This is a genomic window from Myxococcota bacterium (genome assembly GCA_040387835.1).
Taxonomy (GTDB): Bacteria; Myxococcota; UBA727; order UBA727; family JABDBI01; genus JAZKCZ01.
This window is the reverse complement of record JAZKCZ010000002.1, coordinates 106,710-128,179: the sequence shown is the minus strand read 5'-3', so window position 1 is coordinate 128,179 and position 21,470 is coordinate 106,710. Positions and strand designations below refer to the sequence as shown.

At 47.7% G+C, this 21,470-nt stretch carries 18 protein-coding genes; 12 read left to right on the top strand and 6 right to left on the bottom strand.

Annotation, left to right across the window (positions count from 1 at the left end):
• Positions 1 to 10 precede the first annotated feature (10 nt).
• Positions 11 to 418 (top strand): hypothetical protein, encoded by a 408-nt coding sequence (locus V4534_03215; GenBank protein ID MES2503868.1) that lies wholly within the window; start codon positions 11 to 13, stop codon positions 416 to 418.
• Here V4534_03215 and V4534_03210 read toward each other — a convergent pair.
• Both V4534_03210 and trmB read right to left on the bottom strand, forming a co-directional pair.
• The gene (locus V4534_03210; protein MES2503867.1) at positions 351 to 3,185 is read right to left on the bottom strand and encodes an aminotransferase class I/II-fold pyridoxal phosphate-dependent enzyme; all 2,835 of its coding nucleotides are present in this window, start codon (positions 3,183 to 3,185) and stop codon (positions 351 to 353) included. The genes V4534_03215 and V4534_03210 overlap by 68 nt on opposite strands.
• A 37-nt stretch (positions 3,186 to 3,222) precedes the next feature.
• On the bottom strand, positions 3,223 to 3,753 hold the full coding sequence (gene trmB, locus V4534_03205; protein MES2503866.1) for a tRNA (guanosine(46)-N7)-methyltransferase TrmB: 531 nt from the start codon (positions 3,751 to 3,753) through the stop codon (positions 3,223 to 3,225).
• A 102-nt stretch (positions 3,754 to 3,855) separates the two neighbouring features.
• On the opposite strand from trmB, the gene V4534_03200 reads away from it, so the two are divergent.
• Positions 3,856 to 4,560, top strand: a complete 705-nt coding sequence (locus tag V4534_03200) for a metallophosphoesterase (protein ID MES2503865.1) — start codon at positions 3,856 to 3,858, stop codon at positions 4,558 to 4,560.
• Here V4534_03200 and V4534_03195 read toward each other — a convergent pair.
• Entirely contained in the window at positions 4,557 to 5,573 is a 1,017-nt protein-coding gene (locus V4534_03195) for a DNA adenine methylase (protein ID MES2503864.1), read from the bottom strand. The two genes, V4534_03200 and V4534_03195, sit on opposite strands and share 4 nt — an antisense overlap.
• Before the next feature lie 29 nt (positions 5,574 to 5,602).
• Between V4534_03195 and V4534_03190 the strand changes: the two genes are divergently transcribed.
• Genes V4534_03190 through V4534_03175 form a run of 4 tightly spaced genes read left to right on the top strand, consistent with a single transcriptional unit; the run spans position 5,603 to position 9,911 of the window.
• Entirely contained in the window at positions 5,603 to 7,975 is a 2,373-nt protein-coding gene (locus V4534_03190) for a PBP1A family penicillin-binding protein (GenBank protein MES2503863.1), read from the top strand.
• A 43-nt stretch (positions 7,976 to 8,018) separates the two neighbouring features.
• Entirely contained in the window at positions 8,019 to 8,297 is a 279-nt protein-coding gene (rpsR, locus tag V4534_03185) for a 30S ribosomal protein S18 (protein ID MES2503862.1), read from the top strand.
• A gap of 4 nt (positions 8,298 to 8,301) precedes the next feature.
• On the top strand, positions 8,302 to 8,586 hold the full coding sequence (locus V4534_03180; protein MES2503861.1) for a septum formation initiator family protein: 285 nt from the start codon (positions 8,302 to 8,304) through the stop codon (positions 8,584 to 8,586).
• A 2-nt stretch (positions 8,587 to 8,588) separates the two neighbouring features.
• Positions 8,589 to 9,911 (top strand): PhoH family protein, encoded by a 1,323-nt coding sequence (locus tag V4534_03175; GenBank protein ID MES2503860.1) that lies wholly within the window; start codon positions 8,589 to 8,591, stop codon positions 9,909 to 9,911.
• 2 nt (positions 9,912 to 9,913) lie between these two features.
• Here the strand turns inward: V4534_03175 and V4534_03170 are convergent, their stop codons facing one another.
• Genes V4534_03170 through clpB form a run of 3 tightly spaced genes read right to left on the bottom strand, consistent with a single transcriptional unit; the run spans position 9,914 to position 15,354 of the window.
• A complete protein-coding gene (locus V4534_03170) occupies positions 9,914 to 11,149 on the bottom strand; it encodes a type II secretion system F family protein (protein ID MES2503859.1) in 1,236 nt (411 codons plus the stop codon).
• Complete coding sequence (locus tag V4534_03165) at positions 11,146 to 12,783, bottom strand: ATPase, T2SS/T4P/T4SS family (protein MES2503858.1); 1,638 nt, start codon at positions 12,781 to 12,783, stop codon at positions 11,146 to 11,148. Before V4534_03165 ends, V4534_03170 begins: the two co-directional genes overlap by 4 nt.
• A 24-nt stretch (positions 12,784 to 12,807) precedes the next feature.
• Positions 12,808 to 15,354 (bottom strand): ATP-dependent chaperone ClpB, encoded by a 2,547-nt coding sequence (gene clpB, locus V4534_03160; GenBank protein ID MES2503857.1) that lies wholly within the window; start codon positions 15,352 to 15,354, stop codon positions 12,808 to 12,810.
• Positions 15,355 to 15,441: 87 nt separating this feature from the next.
• On the opposite strand from clpB, the gene tsaB reads away from it, so the two are divergent.
• The 6 genes from tsaB (at position 15,442) to V4534_03130 (ending at position 21,358) form a co-directional block, all read left to right on the top strand.
• Complete coding sequence (gene tsaB / locus V4534_03155) at positions 15,442 to 15,945, top strand: tRNA (adenosine(37)-N6)-threonylcarbamoyltransferase complex dimerization subunit type 1 TsaB (protein ID MES2503856.1); 504 nt, start codon at positions 15,442 to 15,444, stop codon at positions 15,943 to 15,945.
• The gene (locus tag V4534_03150) at positions 15,939 to 18,695 is read left to right on the top strand and encodes a DEAD/DEAH box helicase (GenBank protein ID MES2503855.1); all 2,757 of its coding nucleotides are present in this window, start codon (positions 15,939 to 15,941) and stop codon (positions 18,693 to 18,695) included. Before tsaB ends, V4534_03150 begins: the two co-directional genes overlap by 7 nt.
• Positions 18,692 to 19,057: a hypothetical protein gene (locus V4534_03145; protein ID MES2503854.1), complete on the top strand. Its 366-nt coding sequence runs from the start codon at positions 18,692 to 18,694 to the stop codon at positions 19,055 to 19,057. Before V4534_03150 ends, V4534_03145 begins: the two co-directional genes overlap by 4 nt.
• A gap of 240 nt (positions 19,058 to 19,297) precedes the next feature.
• Positions 19,298 to 20,185, top strand: coding sequence for a hypothetical protein (locus V4534_03140; GenBank protein MES2503853.1), 888 nt, complete (start codon positions 19,298 to 19,300; stop codon positions 20,183 to 20,185).
• A 28-nt stretch (positions 20,186 to 20,213) separates the two neighbouring features.
• Positions 20,214 to 20,384, top strand: coding sequence for a hypothetical protein (locus tag V4534_03135; protein MES2503852.1), 171 nt, complete (start codon positions 20,214 to 20,216; stop codon positions 20,382 to 20,384).
• Positions 20,385 to 20,386: 2 nt separating this feature from the next.
• A complete protein-coding gene (locus V4534_03130; GenBank protein ID MES2503851.1) occupies positions 20,387 to 21,358 on the top strand; it encodes an alpha/beta fold hydrolase in 972 nt (323 codons plus the stop codon).
• Positions 21,359 to 21,470 lie beyond the last annotated feature (112 nt).

Genomic DNA, 21,470 nt, shown 5'->3' with positions numbered 1-21,470 from the left:
GTTGAAAACCATGTTTACGGCTTTTTTTGTAGGCATACTAATGCTTTCGTTAAATTCAAACGCTGCATTGCCCAACTTGCAGTTTTTATTACAGGATCCAGATGTTGCGAGCTCAGTTGAATACAACCTTTATTGGGATGCTTTAGCGGAACCAAATGAGCGAACAGGTATTTATATGCTTTTGTCAAAGGTGGCTTTGGAAGTAAAGCAACCCAACGCTTATACAGCCTTATTGAATCATATTCATAATAGGCAGTTGAAACGGGCATCCGACTGGGCCATACTCGATGAATTGGTTGGGCTTTGTCGTGAAAGAACCGATGAGCATCTGCAGCTGAATTTTTGTGGAGTTACTGCTTGCTCGCCAGATGCGCCACCGCTTCTTCGATTTGGCCGTCAGTATGCTCCGAAGTCATGAAAACTCTTAACCTGGCTAAATGTTCTTCAACCGCAGGATAAATAATCGGTCTGATATTAATCCCTTGAGAAAGTAATCGTTCGGATAACTGTAACGTTCCCAAAGAATTGCCAATAATTATTGGAATAACGGCTGAGTTATTGCTGAGGCCAGTATTGATACCACGCGCTTTGCATAACGATATAAAGCGCTTAGCGTTTGCATTGAGCCGGACCAGCCGCTCGGGTTCGCGCTCTAGCACTTCGAAGGCTTTCAGGGCAGCTGCGGCATTAGGCGGGGAGATGCCAACACTATAGACGAAGCTTGGGGATGTGTATCGTAGATATTCGACGACTTCATGCGCGCCAGCGATGTACCCGCCGCAACTGGCGAGTGATTTACTGAGTGTCCCCATCCAGAAATCGACGTCTTTGGGATCTACGCCGCAGTATTCTGATAAGCCTCGGCCGGTCTTGCCTAAGACGCCGATGGAATGGGCTTCATCGACCATGAGATGGGCATCGTGGGCTTTTTTTAAGTGGACATAAGCAGGCAGGTCGGAAATATCGCCGTCCATGCTGTAAACGCCTTCAATCACAATTAAGACACGGGCGAAGTTGGCGCGATGGCTTATCAGCAGTCTTTCTAAGCTGGCTGGATCATTATGCGTAAAAGGCATCGCTCTAGCGCCAGATAGTTTGCAGCCTTCTAAGATACTGTTGTGACTCAGGGAATCATGCAGAATTAAATCGCCAGGCCCAAAGAGATGACTAATGGTCCCAACATTGGTGGCATGGCCTCCAACGTAAACGATTGCATCTTCGACGCCGATAAAATCTGCGATTTTCTTTTCAAGCTTTTGGTGCAAAACCCGCTCGCCTGAAACCAGTCTGCTGGCGGATACGCTAGTGCCGTATTGGTCAATGGCCTCCTTGGCAGCGGCTGACACTTCGGGATGGCCGGCTAGGCCGATATAATTATAGTTAGAGAAGTTGACCGAGGAGCGATCTTCTAGCGGGATAAAGTATGGATTTTTAAGACCTGTGCTTTCTAAAAGCTCAATCTGGCTTTTTATGCTCCACGGTTGGCTGGCTTTACGGGGCGGCTCTGATTTTTTGGCCGCCAAAACAGGAAGCTCTCTTAATGAGGCTAGGGTTGTGTTTTCATCGATCACCGTATCGCCTGGTAGATTTAAGGTCACCAATAGCTCTTGACGCATCAAGGAGTCTAAGCCGTAGGACACCAGGGGTTTGTTTTCTTCAATGTTGGCTAAAGCATCCAAGCCTAAGATGCTTTTGACTGATGCATCCATGGTTACCAATTCACGGCAGGCATAGCGTTGTATTTTACCGCTGGATGTTTTTGGAATGGATTTTGCGGGGATAAACTTGAGCGCTGCCACTTTTAGATTGAATTCTAAGCTGACGGCGTGCCGGACGGCCGCAGCTGTTTCTTCTTCAAGGGCAGGGTTTGATAACTCAGCCACGAGACCTAGGCCTTCGGTGGCGCCTGTGCTGATAGAAAATGCTGCGGTGCAGCCTTTACGCACATTAGCGCTGGATTTTTCGACGCATTGTTCAATGTCTTGAGGATAGTAGTTGCGGCCTCTGATAATAATCAGGTCTTTTTTTCTGCCGGTAATAAATAGTTCGCCATTTTCGATAAAGCCCAAATCACCGGTGTAGAAATAATCTTTGAAGACTTTTTGGTTGTCTTCGGCTTTATTAAAATAGCCGCTCGAAAGGTAGTCGTTTTTAAGACAGACTTCGCCGTCTCTGATTTGGATCATGGACGGGTCTTTGGGTTTGCCGCAACTGACAAAACCGTCTTTGACTTTGGGAACGCCGGTTTGAGAGCCTCCGCAGACGTAGACCGTGCTTTCTGCTAGGCCGTAACAAGGGAAAAAAGTCTCCATTTTAAATCCACAGGACTCGAAGGCCCTTGTGAAGTTTTGCATGGTTTCGAGCTTGACCGGTTCTGCGCCGTTGATCGTAAATTTCCAGTTACTTAAATCGAGGGTGGCTTTCTTTTCTTCGCTAACCCGCCTGGTGCATAAATCGTAGGCGAAATTGGGTGCGGCGCTCATTTCGCCTTTCTTGTCCGATAGTAATTTAAGCCATTTGTAAGGGTTTGATAGAAAATCCAGCGGTGACATCAGCGTGGATAAAAAGCCGGTGTACATGGGTTGGATGATGCTGCCGACCAGCCCCATGTCATGATAAGGTGGTAGCCAAGCAACGGCTCTCGAGTATTGATGCAGTCTTGCATCGTCTTCCACGTAAGCGCCATGAACCAAGATATTTTGATGCGTGAGCATGACCCCTTTGGGAGAGCCGGTTGATCCTGAGGTGTATTGCAACAAGGCCAGCGTATCGCCATTGATTTTAGGCATTGACCAATAAGAGGCCAAGTCTTGCTCGATTGTATCGGTAGCGATCCATTTGCCTGGTAACTTGGCTTCGCCAAAACTTTGGATGAGGCTTGTAGATAAAATGGCGGCCGCTTCACAGTCGTCGACTATATTCATGAGGCGGGGCAAGGTTCGGTCTAAACGACCTGGATCAGGTGGATAAGCTGGTACCGCCGTCACGCCACCATAAAAGCAGCCCCATAAGGCTGTGATGTAATCGAGACCTGGGGCGTACAGCAATAACGCGCGCTCGCCCTCAAGTTTTTGTTCTTTTAGAGCCACCGCAATGGCGCGTGCCTTGGAATCGATGGCTGCATAAGAGAGACTTTGCTCTGAATCGTCCATTTCAACAAATTCGTAAGCTGCACGCGTTGGCATCGACGCTGCTCGGGAATTACTTAGATGAACAAGGGTCTCATGTTGTGGCCTGGACATGAGGATTCTTGTAGAGCAACGTGCGATATATTGGCAAGCCGGATTCCTCGCATTTTTTCTCTCTGTGTGATTTCGCTCCCAACGGGTTCACGTCGCAAGGCACCTTAGTGAGATAGGCTGAAAGGAGCTGATCATACACGTCAAAAAGCTCTTTAACGTCACTTTGAAAGAAAAACCGCGCTCCGGGCTTCATCATCGGGAGCAGGATTTTCATAAACTTGTCGTTTAAGACGCGTCGTTTGTGATGCCTGCGTTTCCACCAAGGGTCTGGGAAGTTAACAATGATCAAATCTAGACTTTCTGGTCCAAATAGTTTCGGAACAATGTCCCACGCATTTCCGTGAATTGGTGTCACATTATAAATTTGTTCACGATGTTGTTTTTTTAGCGCTTGGGTAACCCATTGGGCTTTGTATTCAATGCCAACGATTTGATGCTCAGGCTCTGCTTGAGCACGTTCAAATAAAAAATGGGCTCTTCCCATACCAATTTCAAGTTCAATAGGAGTCATTTTTTGGGGATAGCTTAATTTCGTGTCCGCAGAAAGGTGGCGGTCTTAAAGCTTCTTTGAGACTAGCTTTCGTTTAATCTAAACGATAAAGGTAGAAAACTTATGAATATTTGGGGCATTAGTGATCTGCATTTATCGTTTTCTTCTAATAAGCCGATGGATATCTTTGGTTCCCATTGGCGGGGACATGCAGAGCGTATGGCAGAAGCTTGGGATCGCATGGTGGCTCCGGATGACGTGGTTTTATGCCCTGGCGATTTGTCTTGGGCGATGCGTTTGGAAGAAGCACGGCTGGACTTACAATGGATTGGTGACAGGCCCGGCCTTAAGATCTTAGGTAGGGGCAATCACGATTATTGGTGGAGCAGTATCAGCAAGGTGCGAGCAGCTTTGCCTAAGAGTTGCGTGGCACTTCAGAACGATTGTTATGATTTAGGTTTTGCCGTGGTTGCGGGTAGCAGATGCTGGTCGGCGCCAGGTGCATTGGATTATACGGACCAAGATCAGAAGATTTATGAACGTGAGTGCTTACGTTTGAAGATGTCTTTGGAAGCCGCTCAGAAATTAGCAGACGGGCGGCCTATCATTGCGGCAATTCATTATCCGCCATTTGCGGCAAATAAAGGCCCAACGGGTTTCTCTGAGCTGATTGAGCAATTTCAAGTAAAGCTATGTGTGTATGGGCACTTGCATGGCGAGCGATCGCATCGAACGGCCGCGCAGGGGTTTATCAATGGTATTGAATATCGGATGCTATCTTGCGATTATTTAAAGTTCGAGCCGTTGTTACTCATGAGCTCGCCTTAGGCCATAGCTACCGTGTAGAGAAATTCTTTATTTCTGAGGTGGCTGACTTCGCCGACAATTTTGCCCTTTGGACTGTAAATGCCGATTTGGGCACCTACGTAGCGTTTGTAATCGATGGTTTGAACCGAGACTTTTCCACGTTGTGCCAACAGAGACTCCATCTCCGGTTGGCTGATGAAGCCTTCGTTATTAAAAGATACCACCAGGGTTTGAGCGCGTAGGTTCGATATTAGTTCACTAAAGGCATGAATAAACTGGTTTTTTTTATTGAATGAGCTTTGATGGCTTTTGCAGTCAATGCGTTTGGAGGCAATGCCGTAGAATTCAGGCTTGTCCCATAAGACCAAAGTTTCCCAAATGTGATAGTTGCGCCGGTAATTATGTTGATTATAGGGTGGATCAACGTAGATGACTTCGGCTTTGAGTTCACGGGAGGCATCTAGGGCATCCAAGCAATGCGCTTTGCCTGGGCCATGGTTTGAGCGGGGCAGAAGATTGGGAAGCCTTAATTGCAGCTCGTTGCCTGCACGGGGTGCCCAGGATTTAAGATAGGACATTTGGATACCGCAGGTGGAGTCGACTCGGTCGGCTGCTTCCATTAAAGAAACTAATAGGACCGCCATTAAATTTGGCGAAATATTTTCGCTGGCTAGCGCTTCCCTGATGGCATCTATCTTTTCGCCGTTTTTGGGGTGAAAAAAGCGGGATTTAATGCAGAAAGTTTCGGTAAAATATCCTGGCTTGCCTGGCAGGCTATTTAATTTGTCGATCCATCGTTGAGCTTCGTCGCCATGATCGCTTAGGTCGCTTTCGACATAACATTGTGCCAGGCAGAAAGCGTAGGCGTTGTGATCGTTGGAAAACACCTGATATCCAGCTTTTTTAAAAGCATGGCCTACGCGCGAAGTGCCTGAAAATAAATCTAAAACCTGGGTGGCTTTTGGATTTGCCTGCGAAACTGTCGTTAGAATCTGGGGGATCAACTGACGTTTGGAACCCAGGTACTTGATCATATGCCTATCTTTGCCCTAAGACAGAGTGAGTGAAAAGTAAAAAATTAATTCGAATTCTCCTAATATTAGCCGTTGGTTTGGCATTTCTCGGTGGAACAGCCCTCGCTGCTGTCCAAATTATTTTACATGATTTGCCGAAACTCGATCAAGTCGAAGACTATAAGCCGTATCAGGTGAGTCGAGTTTTCGATTCATCCGGCAACTTAATTGGCGAGTTTGCCATCGAGAAGCGAACGATTATCTCGGTCAAATCTTTGCCGGCTCAAGTGCGGAACGCATTTTTGGGCGCGGAAGATGCAGATTTTTATAAACACCAAGGCATTGATTATTTCGGTGTTATCCGTGCTGTGCTTAACGAGGTCAAATACCAACTCATTGGCGGGCAAAGAATCGGAGGTAGCACCATCACTCAGCAAACGGCGAAGACCATGCTATTGACGCATTCGCGGACTTACTCACGAAAGATTAAAGAGTTTATTTTGGCAAAACGTATTGAAGATGCGCTGACCAAAGATGAGATCCTCAATTTATATTTGAATCAAATCTATTTTGGTAACGGCGCATATGGGATCGAAGAAGCCGCCCAGACTTACTATGGTGTACCGGCCAAAGAGCTTACTTTGTCCCAAGCTGCATCGTTGGCTTCGGTCCCTAAAAGCCCGAATAAAATCAATCCAATTAAGGATCCAGAGCGCGTCAGACAAAGGCGGGACTATGTGTTGGAGCAGATGGTTACCCACGGTTTAATCCCGGCGGCTGTAGCGCAAAAGGCACGCTTAGAGCCGATCGTAGTAAAGCCAAGAAGCGATCCTTATTTAAATAAAGCGCCTTATTTTGTTGAAGAAATTAGACGTTATTTAATTTTGCAGTACGGCGAGGACGAGCTTTATAAGGCTGGCTTTAACATTAAGACCTCCATTAATATGCAGCTGCAGCTGGCTGCAAACGACGCGATGCGATGGGGCCTGCGCCATGTAGATAAACGACAAGGTTATCGCGGGCCTTTGGCCAGATTGCCAAGTGAAGATGCCGTTCAAACGGCTGAGCGAATTAGAGCGAGTACCAGAGCAATCGATGAGCACACCATCGTACAGGGGGTTGTGAAAAGCGTCTCAGATGTGAATCAGCAAGCAGTGATCGAGTTGGGAGCAGATGCTCGCGGGATCTTGCCGCTTAGTAAAATGGGATGGGCTAGGCCTTTTAACCCAGAGCACTATACCCAACCGCCTAAGAAAATGAGTGCTGCATTGAAAGCTGGCGATATTATCCTGGTTCGAGTGGATAAAAAGCTCGGTAGCATCGAGCTTTCGTTAGAACAAAAGCCGTTGGCAGAAGGCGCGTTGGTGGCCATTCATCCGCAGACACATCGCGTGCTCGCCATGGTGGGCGGATATGATTTTGCCAGCTCTAACTTTAATAGGGCGACGCAGGCGCGAAGGCAGCCAGGATCTTCGTTTAAACCATTTGTTTATGTGACTGCGATTGATGAAAGTGTTGCGACGCCTGCCACTTTGATTGATGATTCGCCGAAGGAATACCAAAACTGGCGACCTAAGAACGATAAAGGTGTGTTTTTGGGCAAGATAACACTCCGTTCCTGTTTGGTGAGCTCGATCAATATTTGCAGTATTAGTTTGATGGAACAGGTGGGCATTGGGGCCGTGCTCGATTTGGTTGAACGAGCTGGGGAAGTAACCCCTGAAACGCCTATGCCTAGAGATTTAACGCTGGCTCTTGGCTCTGGAGAAGTGGTTCCGCTGTTGCATGTTAATGCTTTTTCGATTTTTCCGGCAGCGGGTATGGTGGGCAAGCCCATTATGATCGAAAAAATACAAGACGGAACAGGTAAAGTTTTGTTCTTGACCGAAGAAGAATCGCATCCTGTAATTAAGCCGGCGAGCGCTTTTGTGATGACCAATATGATGCGCAGTCTGATGGCGGGCTCAGGAAAACGTATTACTGGATTGACCGCGCCTTTAGCGGGTAAGACTGGCACGACCAACGAGTTTAGAAGCGCTTGGTTTGTCGGCTTTTCCCAAGATTTGGTTGCGGGGGTCTATGTTGGATTCGATGATAATCGTTCTTTGGGTATGAACGAGTATGGCGCGGTAGCTGCTTTGCCGATTTGGGGTCAATTTATGACTAGGGCGCTTAAAGTAATGCCTGCGAAAGAGTTTGTGCAGCCTTCAGGGGTGGTGTGGCGCTTGATCGATCAAAAGACAGGGGAGCTCGCTTCCACCAATGCGGTCTATGATCCCGGTGCAGGTGCCAGTGTGGTGGCTCATGATGAAAGCGAGATTAGGCAAAACCCAGAAGTTCTAACCCTGGCAAAGCCGCCTATTATGGAAGCATTTGTGGCTGGCACGGAGCCTGGTTTTGCGCCGTCTGCAGAAATAGAATAGACCTCTTGCCAATAGGCCCTTAATCTGTCATGAGATGGGGCTTATGACCAACTTTGTTGTAGCAGACGACCCGCTCAATAACCCTAAAAATGCTGTTGCAGGCGGCCGAAATAAACGCCGTTTGGCTGACTTTTTTATTCAAAATAAAATGTCGGTGGATTATCACAATACCGACGTTTTGCGTCGCTTTGTGTCTCCAGAAGGTAAAATTCTTCCGGGACGCCGTTCGGGTCTTACCTCAAAAAACCAACGCAAAGTAACTCAAGCAATCAAGAAAGCTCGATTGATTGGTATTTTGTCGTATGTGAATGTAGACTATTAGATAGATGAAATTGCAGCATGGAGTGGCCGCAGTTGTGGCCGCCAGTATTTTTGTATTTGGGTACACTTTGTTTGGGTCATCGGCCCTTCCCAGATATTGGTCCATGCATGACAAGAAAATAAGCCTGCAAACACGAGTCGCATTTTTAGAGGCTCGTATTTTAGAGCAAAAGCAAAAAATCGGACTTCTTGCTGGCCATAGCGCCAGGTCTGAAGCCGTTATCGAACAAATCGCCCGACGAGAATATGGTTTTGTTGGAAAAAAAGAATCTTTGCTGATACTTCATTAGGAATGAAGAAGACATTCATTCTTGATACCAACGTCTTACTCCACGAACCAAGATCTATGTTTAGTTTTGGAGACAACCAAGTTGTCATTCCAATCTACGTGGTCGAGGAAATCGATAATTTTAAAAAGGAACTTTCTGAACTGGGCAGAAATGCCAGACAGGTTAGTCGATATTTAGATGATTTGCGCTCTGAAGGCTCGCTGTCTAAAGGCGTGAAGCTTGACTCCGGTGGTTTGCTTCGCGTAGCGATTACCGCTCGTAAGTTACCCCCTGAAATCTCTACCGATCGCGGGCAAGACTCCAAAATTTTAGCCGTGGCGCTGGAGCTTCAGAGCGAAGCCGCGCCAGGCGATCAAATCGTTTTTATAACGAAAGACACCAATCTGCGCATTCGAGCTGATGCCATTGGGATCACCACTGAAAATTTCGAGCCTGAGCGCACCGAGGTCGATGAGCTTTATAAAGGCTACTCGGTACTGGAAGTCGAAGGCAGCCAAATCGATGAGTTTTATGCTAATGGCGGCCTATCGCTGCCAGATCCATACTATGCGCCAAACCAATATTTGGTTTTAAAAGACAAGAACAACCCTTCACATACAGCTTTGGGCCGCTTTGCGCTTTTGGACAGGCAAGTAACGCCGCTAACGGCACTGCAAAGACAGGGCGCTTGGGGCATCAGGCCTAAGAATAAAGAACAAGCTTTTGCCTTGGATTTATTGCTAGATGACTCTATCAAGTTGGTGACGCTGGCAGGTAAAGCTGGCACAGGCAAAACCTTGTTGGCGATAGCGGCCGGGCTTCAAAAGACCGCCGAAGACCATTCATTTCAACGATTGCTGGTTTCAAGACCGATTTTCCCGTTGGGGCGAGATATCGGATTTTTGCCAGGTGATGTTGAAGAAAAACTAAACCCTTGGATGCAGCCTATTTTCGACAACGTTGAATATTTGATGGGACTGAATTCAAAAAGTGGCAGCGCGAAATCGAACCGTAGCTATCGGGAGTTGCTCGATATGAACATCATGCAGATTGAGCCGTTGACCTATATCCGAGGTAGGTCGATTGCCGCGCAGTTTATGATTGTCGACGAAGCTCAAAATCTAACGCCGCATGAAGTGAAAACGATTATTTCCAGAGCAGGCGAAGGCACGAAGATTGTCCTGACCGGCGATCCATACCAGATTGACAATCCATACGTGGACGTCACCAACAATGGACTTATCCACGTGGTAAACCGATTTAAATCTGAAGGCATCGCAGGGCACGTTACCCTAGATAAGGGCGAACGTTCGGAACTAGCCGAAATGGCCGCGAACTTGTTGTAGTTTTAGTGCAGCACGGCTTTGGACATGTTCCAGATGGGGAGATAGACCGCTAAAGCCAGCAGCAAAACGATGCCGAATAGGATGAAGAGCATGAACGGTTCGATTAATGTCGACAAGTTGTCCAGCAGCTCATCTAATTCGGTATCATAAAACCCAGCCGTAGCATCTAAAGTGGTGTCGAGCTTACCTGTTTGCTCACCAACGGCGCAGGTTTCTTTCATCAAAAGCGAGAAGCATTTTGATTTGGTCATGCCCAATGACAGCGACTGGCCATGTTCCACCCCTTCTTTCAGCAGGGCGACTTCTTCTCTAAAGATAATATTGGGCAGTGTCTCGCCCACAATAGCCAGAGTCTGAGGCAATGGCAGACCGACTCGATAAAGAGCGGCAACGAGGTGCCCAAAGCGCGCATTGGAAGCGAGGCGATTCAAGAGGCCAAACACGGGTATATTTAATGCAAGCTTGCCTAGGAGATGCTCAACATAGGGAATTTTCTTAGCCCGCCGCCAAACCAAATAGCTGACAACAACAATTGCCAAAGGAATATACCAGCTGTGAATGAGCATATCGCTCATAGCCATCACGATGCGGGTAGGTAGCGGGAGTACTGCATTTTGATCTGCATAAAAGCTCTTAAACGGCGGAAATACGAAAACCAACATGCCCCATGTAACGATTAGGACGGTGAACATGACGATTTTAGGATAAAGAAGAGCTGATTTTACCTTGGTGCGGATGCTGTGCTCTTTTCGCAGGATATTGGAGATTTCGTGTAGGGTTTTGTCCAAAACGCCTGCACTTTGTCCCATTTCAAGCATGCTGGTGTATAGCTTGTTGAAATATTTAGGATATTTGGCGAATGCTTCGGAAAGCCTGGTGCCGCCGGACACGCTTTTTTGAATATCTTCCAACACCGCCAGAATCGTTGGATGTTCTGCCTGTCTACTTAGCGTCAGCAATATTTTATCAACAGGCATCCCCACCGCAAACATGACCTCAAACTGTCTTGTGAAGCTGGCGAGTTCCTTAGGTCCAAATTTGGCGCGCTTGGGAAGAGAAATGGACTTTTTTAACGGCGACGAAGTCGGTTTGAGGTCGGCCTTGCCTGAGTTTATCGAAACAGGAAATACACCTTTTTCAAGCAGCAGAGCCATGGCAGCGGCTTGATCTGCTGCATCCAATTCACCGATAATCTCGACACCATTGGAATCTCGCGCTTTATAATGAAAGATGGTCATAGGGTTTCACCGCATACTCTAAAGACCTCTTCGATGCTGGTGATACCGTTGGTTACCTTATCCAGTCCATCTTCGAAAATGCTCGTGCATCCTGAGACTTTTGCCCGTTCTCTAATGCGGACTTCTGGTGCGCGGGTATTGATAAGTACGCGGATTTCATCGTCTACCGGGATAAGTTCGTAAATGCCGACTCGACCTTTATAACCTTTATCTTTGCAAGCGCTGCAACCTGTGCTTTTAAAGTTTTTGATGGAGCCGCCGGCTCTGTTAGCCAGATAGGTCGCAACTTCTTTAGGAATAGGCGCTTCTATGCGGCAATGCGGGCACAGTTTTCTCACCAAGCGCTGAGCCATGACCCCAATCAAAGTGGACGAAATGAGATAGGGCTGCAGGCCCAAGTCGATTAATCTGGAGATGGCGCCAATGGCGGTATTCGTATGAAGCGTAGACAGCACCAAATGGCCCGTCATCGCAGCCCGACAGGAAATTTCTGCCGTTTCTTGATCCCTGATTTCACCGACCATGATGATGTCAGGATCTTCTCGTAGCATTGAGCGAAGCACTGTGGCAAACGTTAGACCGGCTTTGACATTGACCTGCGTTTGGCTGGTAAATTCGATTTCGTTCTCAACCGGGTCTTCTACGGTGAGCACATGATTTTTGTTGCGATCAATGTTATGCAGCGCTGTATAGAGGGTGGTTGTTTTTCCGGATCCGGTTGGCCCTGTTACTAGAAAGATACCATGAGGCCGCCTAATCAGCTGCTCAAATATTTGCCTTTCGTTGACGCCAAGGCCCATATCTTCCAGTGTCACTAAGCTTTCTTTAGAGAGCAAACGAATCGCTGCGGATTCGCCCAAAATGGTGGGATAGGTGGCAATACGAATATCGAGATTTTGACCACCGGTTTTTCGACGAAAGCGCCCATCTTGTGGAATGCGGTGCTCGGCTACGTCCATCCCCCCTAAAATTTTGATTCTGGAAAGAACGCTTTGGTGGAAGTTGATAGGGATGGTTTTACGATGTTCGAGCACGCCGTCGACTCGGTATCGAATTTGCACGGAGTCGCGCATGGCTTCAATGTGTATATCGCTGGCCTTTTCGGCGTAGGCGCTATCAACTAATTCGTCCACCAATGAAACCGCGTTCATGCCGCTCGTTTCGGGCTCAATCACACGGATGTTTTTAGGGCCTTGCGTGTAATAAGTTTCAATCAGTTTTCGGATTTCATGCCTGGACGCCAAAGCAAAAGTGATTTCGCGGCCTAATTCGGCTCTAATCTCATCTAACACAATGAAATCGAATGGGTCAGAAGTTGCGACCGTTAGCTTTTTGCCGCTTTCGCCAATGGGGATAACTTGCCAGCGATTTGCTTGAGCAGCCTGCAATAGGCCTGTAAGCGCTCGATCCGGCTTTAAGTCCTCTGGAGTTGCAACAGGCACACCCGCTTTTTTGGCCAAACGGATATTGAAATCGCTTTCCGATAAAAATCCTTTGCGGATTAAAATATCGCCTAGGTCTTCACCTTGGCTTTTTTGTTGCTCCAAAGCTTGGGCCAATTGTTCGGCATTAATAAGACCTTCTTGCGCTAACTCTTCTGCTAGCGATTGAAGTTTCTGGGCGCGTAGACTCATACGCCCAGCATATCGCAGAATGTCTTAAGAAATCTTTATATGACCGTCTGAAATATCAACTTTAACTTTACTATCTGGGCCAAAGCGACCTTCCAAAATCGCCTTGGAAATAGGGTCTACCACTTGGCGCTGAATGACCCTTTTTAAGGGGCGTGCGCCAAAGATTGGATCGTAGCCGATTTCTGCAAGCTTTTCTTTGGCTGGGCCTGAAATTTCAAAACCCAGGTCTCGTGTTTTCAGCCGTCTAATCAGTTCTTGCAGCTGAATATCTACAATGGATGTCAGATTTTCACGGGTTAAGCCATGGAACATAATAATGTCATCAATGCGGTTTAAAAACTCAGGTCTAAAGTGCGCTTTTAAATCGCTTAAGACTTGTTCTTGCGCGGTTGGGGTAACACCTTCTAAAAGGTATTGGCTGCCAATGTTGCTGGTCATCAGAACAAGCGTGTTTCTGAAATCAACCACGCGTCCTTGCCCATCGGTTAGGCGGCCATCATCTAGTAACTGCAACAAAACGTTGAAAATCTCAGGGCTTGCTTTCTCAACTTCATCGAGCAAAATGACGCTGTAGGGTCTGCGTCTGACTGCTTCTGTGAGTTGGCCGCCTTCTTCATAACCGACATAGCCGGGAGGAGCGCCGATGAAGCGTGAAACCGAGTGCTTTTCCATGTATTCGGACATATCGATTCGGATCATGGCGTGTTCATCGTCAAATAAGAACTCGGCCAACGCTCTGGCTAATTCGGTTTTGCCCACTCCGGTTGGGCCTAAAAACAGAAAGCTGCCTAAGGGCTTTTTTTCATCCGAGAGACCAGCGCGGCTGCGGCGCACGGCGTTGCTAACTGAAGTTACGGCTTCTTGTTGGCCGATAACGCGACCGGCCAGGCGTTCTTCCATGTGGAGGAGCCGCTCAGTTTCGGCTTCCAACATTTTTTGTACCGGAATGCCAGTCCATCTGGAGACTACGCCGGCAATGTCTTCTTCGCTGACCTCTTCTCTGAGAAAATTCGATGAGGCCGGGGCGGCATCTAACTTTTTCTCCAGCTCAAATAGATCGCCATATTGAAGCTTGGCTGCATTTTCGAAATCGCCTTGGCGTTGGGCCATGTCGATTTCATGCTTGAGGCGCTCCACTTGTGCTTTGGTATTTTTGACTTCCAAAATGCGGTTTTTTTCAGTGGTCCAGCGGGCTCTGAGTGAGACGGCTTTTTCTTTTTTCTCGGCCAGCTCTCTTTCTGTTTCTTCCAGGCGTTTCATGCTGGATGCGTCTTTTTCCCGCATTAAAGCTTGTTTCGCTACTTCCAGGCGAGTAATGGCTCGTTCTAGTTCATCCAATTCGACTGGCACTGATTCAATCTGCATCTTCAGCGCACTGGCGGCTTCATCGATTAGGTCGATGGCCTTATCTGGCAATTGGCGAGCGGTAATATAGCGATTCGACAAAACGCAGGCGGCGACAATGGCGCCGTCTGTTATGCGAATCCCGTGATGGGATTCATAGCGTTCTTTCAGGCCTCTAAGGATAGTAATGGCATCTTCTAGGCTTGGCTCTGTGATATAAACCGGTTGGAAGCGTCTTTCTAGGGCAGCGTCTTTTTCAACGTATTTTCTGTATTCGTTGAGCGTGGTTGCGCCAATGCATCTCAGCTCGCCTCTGGCCAAGGCAGGCTTTAACATGTTGCTAGCATCCATAGCGCCGTCAGCACCGCCTGCACCTACCAGGGTGTGAAGCTCGTCTATAAATAGGATGTAATCGCCTTGGCCTTTTTGAAGTTCTTTGATGAGTGCCTTGAGGCGATCTTCGAACTCACCGCGGTATTTGGTGCCAGCTATGAGAGCGCCCAAATCAAGCGCGACCAATTGCTTGTCTTTCAGACTGTCAGGAACGTCCGCAGTGGCAATCCGCATGGCGATGCCTTCAGCGATGGCTGTTTTACCTACGCCGGGCTCGCCAATGAGAACTGGGTTGTTCTTGGAGCGCCGGCTTAATACCTGCATGGTTCTGCGGATTTCTTCATCCCTGCCAATGACCGGGTCCAACTTGCCTGCGCGAGCATCGCTGGTGAGATTGCGGGTATATTTTTGTAAGGCTCCCGTTTTAGATTCGGGATTTTCGTCAGATACGGCATTCCCTTGTCTGAGGTCTAAAATGACCTTTTCGATAGCTTTGGCATGAACGCCATGTCTTTCCAGAAAACTTTTGGTGACGCCGGTTTGAGCTAAAGCGAGCAGAACCGTTTCTGTGGAGAGAAAACTATCTCCCCATTTTTGACCGATATTGCCAGCAGTTTCTAAAGCCTTTTGGACGTTTGGCGCTAAATAGACTTCCTGGGACTCAGTGCCTGAAACCTTGGGTTCGTTGTCAATTTGGGTCTTTACGTCGGAGGCAATTGCCTGGGTATTTGCCCCTAGACTGGCAAATACTTGAGGGACCAAGCTATCTTGCTGGTTCATCAAAGCCTGAAGCACATGCACCAAAGAGAGTTGCTGCTGGTTTTTTGAAATACAAGTCTGTCTGGCTGTTTCCAAGGCTTCCCTGAGCTTGGTAGTCATTTTATCGAGTTGCATAACGAATATATTAAGCAACTCAACCGCTGTAGACAAGCTTGGCTGGTTCTAATAAGCACCACAGCTTATATGTATCCACTTTGGCTTATGATCGATTCCGCATGCCCGCGCGCTGTTGTCGCGTTGGCGCGTGACGGTAAGATTTTGGCCGAAGTTTTTCTAGAAGAATACACAAAACACGGTGAAAACCTCCCGGGCGCTGTTAGGCGCTGCTTCGAATTAGCGGATTTGAAAGTGAAGGACCTAGAAGCCATTGCAGTGGGTATCGGGCCGGGGTCGTTTATTGGCGTTCGCATTGCGATGGCGCATGCTAAAGGCTTGGCGATGGCGCTGCAAATTCCATTGATTGGATTCGATACACTCGCGGGCATTGATAAGCGTGGGTTCCAGTGTGTGGCGATAGATGCCAGACGCGCTGAATTTTATATCTACCGACAGGGTGCTTCCTCCGTTTCCAAATCTCTTCCCGAAGATGCCTACTTAGAGACCTTAGGTCCTGATGCAGCACATATTGTATCGCTATTGCCAGGAACACCTATGGACGAATGTTTTAACCTCGTACCCAATTATCTACGGGATCATCAATGCTAGAGCTGCCTTGGTTACACTTATTAGAAGCAATTAAACCCGATATCATTTCGATGCGGGTGGTACTTCATGATTTTCCTAAGCGTGAAGGTAAGTGCTTGGCTGAGCTTTATATCAGCCAGCTTGAGGGTGCGATTTCTGAGCCTAGCAAGCTTTTAGACCCAAAGTTGCAACTTTCTCCAAGGCAACTGGCTGTGGTGCATGTCTTTTTGAATTCGACAGCATTTTCGGCGCGTAAAGATGTCTACGCCTTGAGCCCAAATCAGGCACTGAACCTATTTTCCTTGGCCAATGACTTGAGTTTGGAAATTAAGGGTCATGGCATTGTCACCCTTTCTTCGACCCCAGCACAGATTGCGGGCTTTCTGATTGACCAAAAGCTATGTTTTAAAGTTGTGGATGCGGGCGGCAAAATTATAGAAGAGCCTAAAGTTTTGGGCGTGGACCGCGCGCTGATTATTGATAAGCACTTAAAGAGCTATCATTTAGAACCGGCTTTCTTGCCTGCCGAAGCCGACCGTATTTTATCTGTTGCTGGCTTATCCATTGAATATTTTGGCCAAGAACAGCCCCTGCAGGCATATTCGCAGCTGGCAAAAATGGGCGTCGATCTGTCCTGCCTTAATTCTTTAGGCATGGACGCTAATAGCCAAATCGTCCTGCGCGCATTGCTGACGAAATCGGGCGAGCTCAGACTGCATTTGGTCAATATTCTATCTGTGGGCAGTTTAACCGACGAAGTGGAAATCAGGTCGAAAGGCAACAGTGAGCCAGTTTTCTGGTTTGACGATGGCACGTGTGTTAAACGGCCAATTGAAGACGAAGAAAAAGCTAAAGAATACCTGCTTGGGCTGGGTGCTATGCCGGCCGAGAAACATAAAGGTTTCGGAGTGAAAGGCCAAGACGCCTTGAACCTTTTGTCCAAAATCTCCGATTCTCAAAGCTTGCCCGATTGGCTTGAAGTGGACAAAGACTGCCTGCCTGAACTGGTTAACTTGCCTCAAAAGCCGACCTTGGTGGTGGAGAAAAGCGCGTCCGGCTCCATGCTTAAGGCCAGAGTTAAGCTGGGCGATTTTCAGTTTTCTTTGGAGAAGCTCTTCGAAATGGCTGGGCAAAACGCCAGCGCTTTGCTGCTAGATGATGACACGGTTTTAACGTTCTCGCCTGAGACGGTCCGCTCGCTCAAAGTTTTGACTGAATCGCTAGATTTAGACGATTTGTCGGAAGAGAAAGATTATTCATTCTCAGAGATAGCGCTTTTGCTCAAGATGCTTTCTACGGATGTTGAGCTCGAGGCAGAGCTGGAACTCTACGAAAGATTAACGAACTTTATCCCAACCCTCTTGCCGGAAGATCGGGTGTTGCCAGTCTCTTTGCAAACGGAACTCAGGCCTTATCAGCATGATGCGCTGGCGTGGATGTCGCAGCTTCACCGTGCTGGCTTGGGAAGGTTGTTGGCAGATGAAATGGGTCTCGGTAAAACTTTGATGGTTTTATCGTTGATTGCTAAAATAAGAGATCAGGAAGGTCAAAAGCCAAACCTCGTGGTCGCACCGACCAGCGTTTTGGACGTTTGGGTAGCTGAATGTGCCCGGCATTTCTCGGGTCTAAAAACCATGAAATGGCATGGTGCTGAACGAAATCTGCAACTGGACGAAATTCAAAAAGTCGATTTGGTGGTCACGAGTTACGCGTTGCTCAGGCGCGATATCGATAGCTTGTCTAAGATCCCATTTCGCTATTTGATTATTGATGAAGCGCAAACGATCAAGAACTCCAAGACCGAGAGTTGGAAAGCGGCACGTTTGATTAATTCAGATCATCGCTTGGCCCTATCTGGTACGCCCATCGAAAATCGCATTTCCGATTTGTACAGTATTTTGGATCTCGTAACGCCGGGTATCTTGGGTGATGAGCGGACTTTCTTGAAGCGCTACGGCTCCTCTGAGAAGAACGCCGAGTTGAGAGACAGGGTTCGGCCAATGATTCTACGCCGCCGTAAAGAAGATGTAGAAAGCGACTTGCCGCCTAAAATCGAAAATATTTTGCATTGTGAAATGTTGCCTGCGCAAAAAGCCCTCTACCTTGAGATCTTGCGCCTTGCGAAGCAGGAGCTATTCCAAAGCAGTCATAACAGCATACCGCTTTTGGCTGCATTGACGCGCCTTCGCCAAGTCTGTTGTGATCCACGTTTGCTCCCGGATCGGGCTGGGGATACGCCTTCTGCAAAGTTAGACCTATTCTTAGAAGTCATGGACGAATGCCTGTCTTCGGGCCGCAAAGTGATTGTCTACAGTCAGTTTGTCAAAATGCAGAAGATATTAATTGAAGCCTTGGAAAAACGAGGTGTCAAAGATACGCTTTGGTTGCATGGTGCCACCATGGATCGAGCTGGCGTGGTTTCCAAGTTCCAAGACCCAGATGGCCCCCGCGTTATCGTGGTGAGCTTAAAAGCCGGCGGTACGGGGATTACATTGACCGCTGCTGACACCGTGGTTTACTACGACCCATGGTGGAATCCGGCAGTCATGGATCAAGCCGCTGATAGAGCGCATCGTATTGGTCAAACCAAGACCGTGCATTTGATTAAGCTGGTTTGCCAAGACAGCATTGAAGAGCAGATCTTGAGTCTTTGTGAGCAAAAACGCGCCATCGCGAACGACGTTCTACTGGCAGACCAAGCCGGTCAGCGTTCATTGACACTCGAAGACATTAGACAGCTTTTGCAAGTTGAGATAGACCGAGAACTATGAAGCTTTCGCCCCTCTTTTTGATTGTCCTCGTAGCGGGTTGCACGGATTCGGCTAAGCCTGAGCCAGCATTACCCCCCGTGGGTCTCGCTGGTTCTCAAAAGCTCCAGGCCGCTGCAAAATATCGGGGCGCCGTAAAGGAAGTGATCGAAAAGGAGCAATTTAGCTATGTTAGGGTAGGGGACAATTGGTTTGCGCTGGTCGGCGTCAAGCTCAAAAAAGGTGAAATGGTTAGCATTGAAGAGCAAGCAGTTTTCAATAACTTTCAGTCGAAAACCTTAAACCGAACCTTCAAAAAGATCATTTTTGGCATCTTGCTCGAACCAAAGCAAAAATCAGACATTAAAGCAATTCCATTGCATTAAATTTCTATCGAAGACTCGCATCGCAACTGACTTATTTGCGTTGGTTGCATGTTTTTATTTGTCGATGTAGATCTTGAAAATAAATACACTTTATTGATTTCCGAAAGCTAGGAACGGCTAATTATTTAGCTGGTGAGCCATTGTTTTTAGTGAATTAATAATTTGAATTAAAAATAAACTTATGGCAATTGCATTGCAACTTGAGAATAACTCAAAAATACAATTGTGTTAAGGTTGAATGTGAAATATAAATTTTTAATTGTTTTAATGATGCTTTCCGCTGATTTGCTGCTTGCTGTCGATCCGCCTAAATCACCCCATTCGGATGATTCTGATTATCAGCCAACTAATGATAGTAGCAATGATAATAGCGATGATGATCGTAGAAGTCCTGCTAGGGCCCCAATTAACCTTGCAGACTATGTTGGCGATGCGACCAGCCCGAGGTTTCGTCTGGTTTCCATTTTCGATACACCTACCACGGGAACTCCCCGCCCGGGAGACCTAAGGCCAGTGTTAACGCCCGGCGCAAACGCTTTCACTTTGGAGCCCGTGTTACCATTGCCTACCGATTTTCCTGGAGCCGTATATATTTATACCGATCAGCCGTTGCCGCGAGATATTCCAACGGTTGTTTTTGATAGCGACAATCCTGTGGATGATGATGGTTTACGCGCCGTTGCACGCATGTATCGACAACAGTTTGCGACACATGGTGTGTCTAACTACTACGTGGGGCGCGTAAGTTCAGGTACCGATGGAGAGCGCAGAGTGGCAGACCGCAATCGCGAACATATTCGAGCGGCTGAAAATGGTGATGGCAGCAGGTTTCACGCTTGGTTAGGTGATAGGGAAGCCTATCTATCCATATTGCTGTCGGGCTTAGAAGGTGACGATCTGAAAGCCGCCGAGTCAATGCTAATCTGTTATTTAGGAGGCAACAAGGGGTCTAATCTGAACTCAATTGGGGGGCGATCTCGTCGTTATGTGACCGGATGTGGGGACAGTATCAAAAAGAGTACGCCGCGTGGGCCTGATCGTGATCCTGACAGCGGTGCCAGTTTTCGCAAGGCTACTGCTGCAGTTTCGATTTGTTCATCGGGTAAGAAGTCTGCCAGGGTTCATTAATTAGTCGGGGCATGTTAGACTCTTCAGTATGCCCCGAGTTGAACCCAAGTTGGATTTAGTTGGTCGTGGGATGGCAACGGATCCAGATTCGATTCGTTTGCTTTCTGATGAAGCTGCGCGAAAGGAGCGGGCGAACGCCCCTAAGCCGAAAAAGCCTTTTAAGAAAGTGCTTCGCGAAAAACAGCAGGAGGAGCCTTAAGCATGCCTCTCATTGAACGCTCTTCCTATGTTCCACCCCGGCTTTTTACCAATCCACATGTACAAACCATCTACCCGGCGCTGCTCAGGCAGACCTGGGGGGTGCGTTATTCGAGGGAGCGCATTGCGACACCTGATGAAGATTTTTTAGACTTGGATTGGTCGTTTGTTGGCTCTAAGCGGCTTGCGATTTTGACCCACGGATTAGAAGGGCACTCAGGTCACTCGTACATGTTGGGCATGGCTAAGGCTTTAAACCAGCAAGGTATCTCGGCACTCGCTTGGAATCTGAGGGGTTGCAGCGGCGAGCCCAATCGCAAGCAGCACTTTTATAATGGCGGCCAGACCGAGGATTTGGCCACGGTTGTCAGTCATGTCGAAGATAAATTCGATGAAATCTATTTGGTTGGATTTAGTTTGGGTGGGAATCTGACACTCAAATATCTGGGAGAGCAGGGCAAGAAGCTCTGCCCGAAAATTAAAAGTGCGGTTGCATTTTCTGTGCCCGTCGATTTCCAGAGCTGTGCCACGCAGGTAACAGCCCGGCAAAACTGGATTTACTTTCGCAAATTCATGCGGACAATTGAACAAAAAATTAGCGCTAAATCTGCACGAGTTAAACTGCCTGTGTCGTTAGACAGGCTTAAAAGCGTGACTTCTTTTAAAGAGCTTGATGACTGGTTCACCGCGCCACTGTTTGGACTGCAAAACGCGGAGCAGCTTTGGAAGCAGTCTAGCTGTCTTGAATACTTGGACCAGATTGGTGTGCCGACACTAATGGTCACGGCTCAAGACGATCCAATGTTGGGGCCTTCTTGTTATCCAACTGAGATTGCCTCCGAAAATCCCTTTTTATATTTAGAGATGCCTCAATACGGTGGTCATGTGGGCTTTGTCGCTTTTAATCGCAAAGGCGAATATTGGTCTGAGGCGCGGGCGATTGAGTTTATCAATGCGCATCGCGAAGCGGCCTAAGCCGGGAAGTCACACTCGCGCCGTATAGAACAATGACCCAGGAAAAATATATCCAGATTAATAAAACTGGCAGCGCGGCTAGAGCGCCGTAAATGGCTGCATAGGATGAAAA